General features: G+C 52.3%; 4 protein-coding genes. 1 reads left to right on the plus strand and 3 read right to left on the minus strand.

Features of this window, described 5'->3' with window-relative positions:
* Nucleotides 1-142: 142 nt before the first annotated feature.
* From rho to hemB, 3 genes are all read right to left on the minus strand, one after another.
* Nucleotides 143-1,399: a transcription termination factor Rho gene (rho, locus tag AC4FIC_RS00720; RefSeq protein ID WP_100255676.1), complete on the minus strand. Its 1,257-nt coding sequence runs from the start codon at nucleotides 1,397-1,399 to the stop codon at nucleotides 143-145.
* 152 nt (nucleotides 1,400-1,551) lie between these two features.
* Complete coding sequence (trxA, locus tag AC4FIC_RS00725) at nucleotides 1,552-1,878, minus strand: thioredoxin TrxA (RefSeq protein WP_100255677.1); 327 nt, start codon at nucleotides 1,876-1,878, stop codon at nucleotides 1,552-1,554.
* 185 nt (nucleotides 1,879-2,063) lie between these two features.
* On the minus strand, nucleotides 2,064-3,053 hold the full coding sequence (hemB, locus tag AC4FIC_RS00730) for a porphobilinogen synthase (protein ID WP_100255678.1): 990 nt from the start codon (nucleotides 3,051-3,053) through the stop codon (nucleotides 2,064-2,066).
* Nucleotides 3,054-3,210: 157 nt separating this feature from the next.
* Between hemB and AC4FIC_RS00735 the strand changes: the two genes are divergently transcribed.
* On the plus strand, nucleotides 3,211-3,665 hold a 455-nt coding region (locus AC4FIC_RS00735; RefSeq protein WP_476194792.1), incomplete at its 3' end, for a class I SAM-dependent methyltransferase.

Consider the following 3,665-nt stretch of genomic DNA (forward strand, 5'->3'; position numbering starts at 1 on the left):
TAAAACCTCTATAAGCCTCCCGTTAAGGGAGGTTTATTGCGCCATGGCGCACCGATGCCCGGCCTGAAGCTGAGCTTCAGTCATAAAACCTCTATAAGCCTCCCGTTAAGGGAGGTTTATTGCGCCATGGCGCACCGAGGTTTTATCCCTTCATGCTCTTGAAGAATTCGTCGTTGCTTTTGGTTTGCTTGAGCTTACCAATGAGGAATTCTATCGCGGCGACGTCTTCCATCTCGGCTAGCAGTTTGCGCAAAATCCACATACGTTGCAGTTCCGACGCAGAGGTCAGGCGTTCTTCACGACGGGTGCCGGAACGGCGAATGTTGATCGATGGGAAGATGCGCTTCTCGGCAATTTTACGATCCAAATGCACTTCCATGTTGCCGGTGCCTTTGAATTCTTCGTAAATCACTTCATCCATCTTCGAGCCAGTATCGACCAGCGCTGTCGCGATAATGGTGAGAGAGCCACCTTCTTCGATATTACGCGCCGCACCAAAGAAACGCTTTGGACGTTCTAGGGCGTTGGCGTCAACACCACCAGTGAGTACCTTGCCGGAGCTCGGTACAATGGTGTTGTAGGCGCGCGCTAAACGGGTTATGGAGTCGAGCAAAATAATTACGTCGGCCTTGTGTTCAACCAAGCGCTTAGCCTTTTCGATCACCATTTCGGCGACTTGAACGTGACGCGCGGGTGGCTCATCGAAGGTCGATGCAATCACTTCGCCGCGCACCGAGCGTTGCATCTCGGTCACTTCTTCTGGGCGTTCGTCGATCAGCAGCACCATCAGATGGGCGTCCGGGCAAGCTCGTGAAATTGCCTGCGCGACGTTTTGCAACATGATGGTTTTACCGGCCTTGGGCGGTGATACGATCAAACCCCGTTGGCCTTTACCGATCGGCGACGCCAAGTCCAGAATTCGTCCGGCCATGTCTTCAGTCGCACCATTGCCGGATTCCAGCGTCATACGCTCATCTGGAAACAGCGGGGTGAGATTCTCAAACAAGATTTTATTTTTCGCGTTTTCCAAAGGCTCAAAGTTGATCTTATCAACTTTCAACAATGCGAAATAACGTTCACCCTCTTTCGGTGGCCGAATCTTACCTTCTATGGTATCGCCGGTACGCAAATTAAAGCGCCGAATCTGACTCGGTGAGACATAAATGTCGTCTGGGCCGGCCAAATAGGATGCGGTTGCGGAACGTAAAAAGCCGAAGCCGTCCTGCAAAATCTCGAGCACACCGTCACCGTAAATGTCTTCACCACTTTTGGAATGACGTTTGAGTATGCTAAATATTAAATCCTGCTTTCGCGTTCGGTTGATGTTTTCACAACCCATTTCTTTGGCAAGGTCTAACAGTTCGGGTACAGCTTTAGTTTTTAAGTCGCTCAGATTCATAGATTATAGGCTTGACGTGGGACGAGCTCAGAGGCTCTGGGGTTGGATTGAGGGGGTTTTTTTTGTTCGATTAACGAACAATATAGGCGCTGTTTCAGGAGGTGTCCAGAACTTATTTGAAATTAGGCGCCCTAGGCGCCTAACCCCAAGGATCAACTATTGCTTTGGATGAATTCAAGCAATTGGGATTTTGACAAGGCGCCAACCTTAGTCGCGGCGACTTCGCCACCCTTAAAAATCATTAGCGTTGGGATGCCTCGGATGCCATATTTAGGCGGCGTATTTGGATTGTCGTCGATGTTTAACTTAGCGACAACCAGCTTTCCGGCGTATTCGTCAGCAACTTCTTCGAGCACGGGTGCAATCATTTTGCACGGGCCACACCATTCAGCCCAGTAGTCGACCAATACGGGATGTTCGTTACGTAGTACGTCGTTTTCGAAGCTGTCATCGGTCACACTAAGGATATTTTCGCTCATTGGGCAATAGATTCTTTAAGGAGTGAGTAACTCAGTTTACGGATTCACATCGATCTGTCCAACCTTTGAATCGAAAAACTGTGGGACGCTGTAGGGGTCTTTTTGGCACAATGGCCTGTCAATCGGCTATTGTGCCGATCAAGCCGGGACATTGCCCGGTGTGATCTTCAGCCCGCAGTGACTGCCTAGGCCAGAAGTCTGGCCGCGGCAACAGCCGAGTAAGTCAAAATGCCATCGGCCCCGGCTCGTTTAAAAGCAAGCAGGCTTTCCATCATTACCTCATCTCGGTTGATCCAGCCGTTCTGGGCTGCGGCCTGTAACATGGCGTATTCACCGCTGACTTGGTAGGCAAAGGTCGGCGCGCCAAATTCCTGTTTTATGCGCCAGACAATATCCAGATAGGCCATGCCCGGCTTCACCATAACCATATCAGCGCCCTCTTGAAGATCTAAACCCACCTCATGAATGGCCTCGGCACTGTTGGCCGGGTCCATTTGATAGGTGGTTTTGCCACCCTTACCCAAATTGCTGGCAGAGCCGACGGCATCGCGAAACGGACCATAGAAGCTCGACGCGTACTTCGCCGAATAAGCCATGATCAGAGTGTTGACGTGAGATGTTTGTTCCAACGCCTGACGGATAGCGCCAATGCGGCCGTCCATCATATCGCTCGGCGCGATTACATCTGCGCCGGCCTGGGCATGAGACAAAGCCTGTTTGACCAGAATCGTGGTGGTCAGATCATTTAAGACATAACCCTGCTCATCGACAATGCCATCCTGGCCATGGCTGGTGAAGGGATCGAGAGCGACGTCGGTCATAATACCGAGTCCGGGGTAGGCCGCCTTTAAGGCGCGCACGGCCCGTTGCGTCAAGCCTTCCGGATTAAAGGCCTCCTCGGCGTGCTCGGATTTCAGCTCTGCTGGCGTGACTGGGAACAGCGCGAGCATCGGGATGCCAAGTGCGACCCATTCTCCAGCCCGTGCTACTAGCAGATCGATCGACAGGCGATCGACCCCTGGCATGGAAGCAACCGGTTGGCATTGGTTTTCGCCGTCTAAAACAAACACCGGATAAATCAAATCATCGACGCTCAATAGGTTTTCGCGCACCAGGCGGCGGGAAAAGTCTTGGGCTCGTAATCGACGTAAGCGGGTAGCAGGAAAAGCACGCATGGCATTGGCTCTCTAGTGGTATCTGGTTGAAGTGGGGTCTAGCCTAACGATCCGTCAAATAAAGCGCAAAACTAATCACGCGGGGGGCTTTTCAACTGGGTGCAGGCGTCGAGTGAAACGGCTACAATGGCGCCGATTATTCATTGTAGAGCACCCCATGGCTGATTCACACGAAGCGAAGTCCAACGACGAGACCACCCATTTCGGCTACAAGACGGTAAAAGCTGACGATAAACAGAAGATGGTCGCCGATGTGTTCCATTCTGTTGCCGGCAAATACGACCTGATGAACGACGTTATGTCATTCGGCGTTCATCGGTTATGGAAGCGCTATACCATCGAGATGTCGGGTGTCCGTACGGGTAACCGAGTGCTCGATATAGCCGGCGGTACCGGTGACCTGTCATACGCCTTTGCCAAACGAGTCGGGCCAGAAGGTCAGGTGGTGCTCGCCGACATCAATGCATCGATGTTGCAGGTTGGGCGCGATCGCCTTGCGGATCGAGGCATCGCCGGCAACCTTGAGGTAGTCCAGGCCAATGCTGAAGCCCTGCCCTTTGCCGACAATGAATTCGATGTCGTGACCATCGCCTTTGGCCTGCGCAATGTGAC

This window comes from Reinekea sp. (assembly GCF_982785585.1).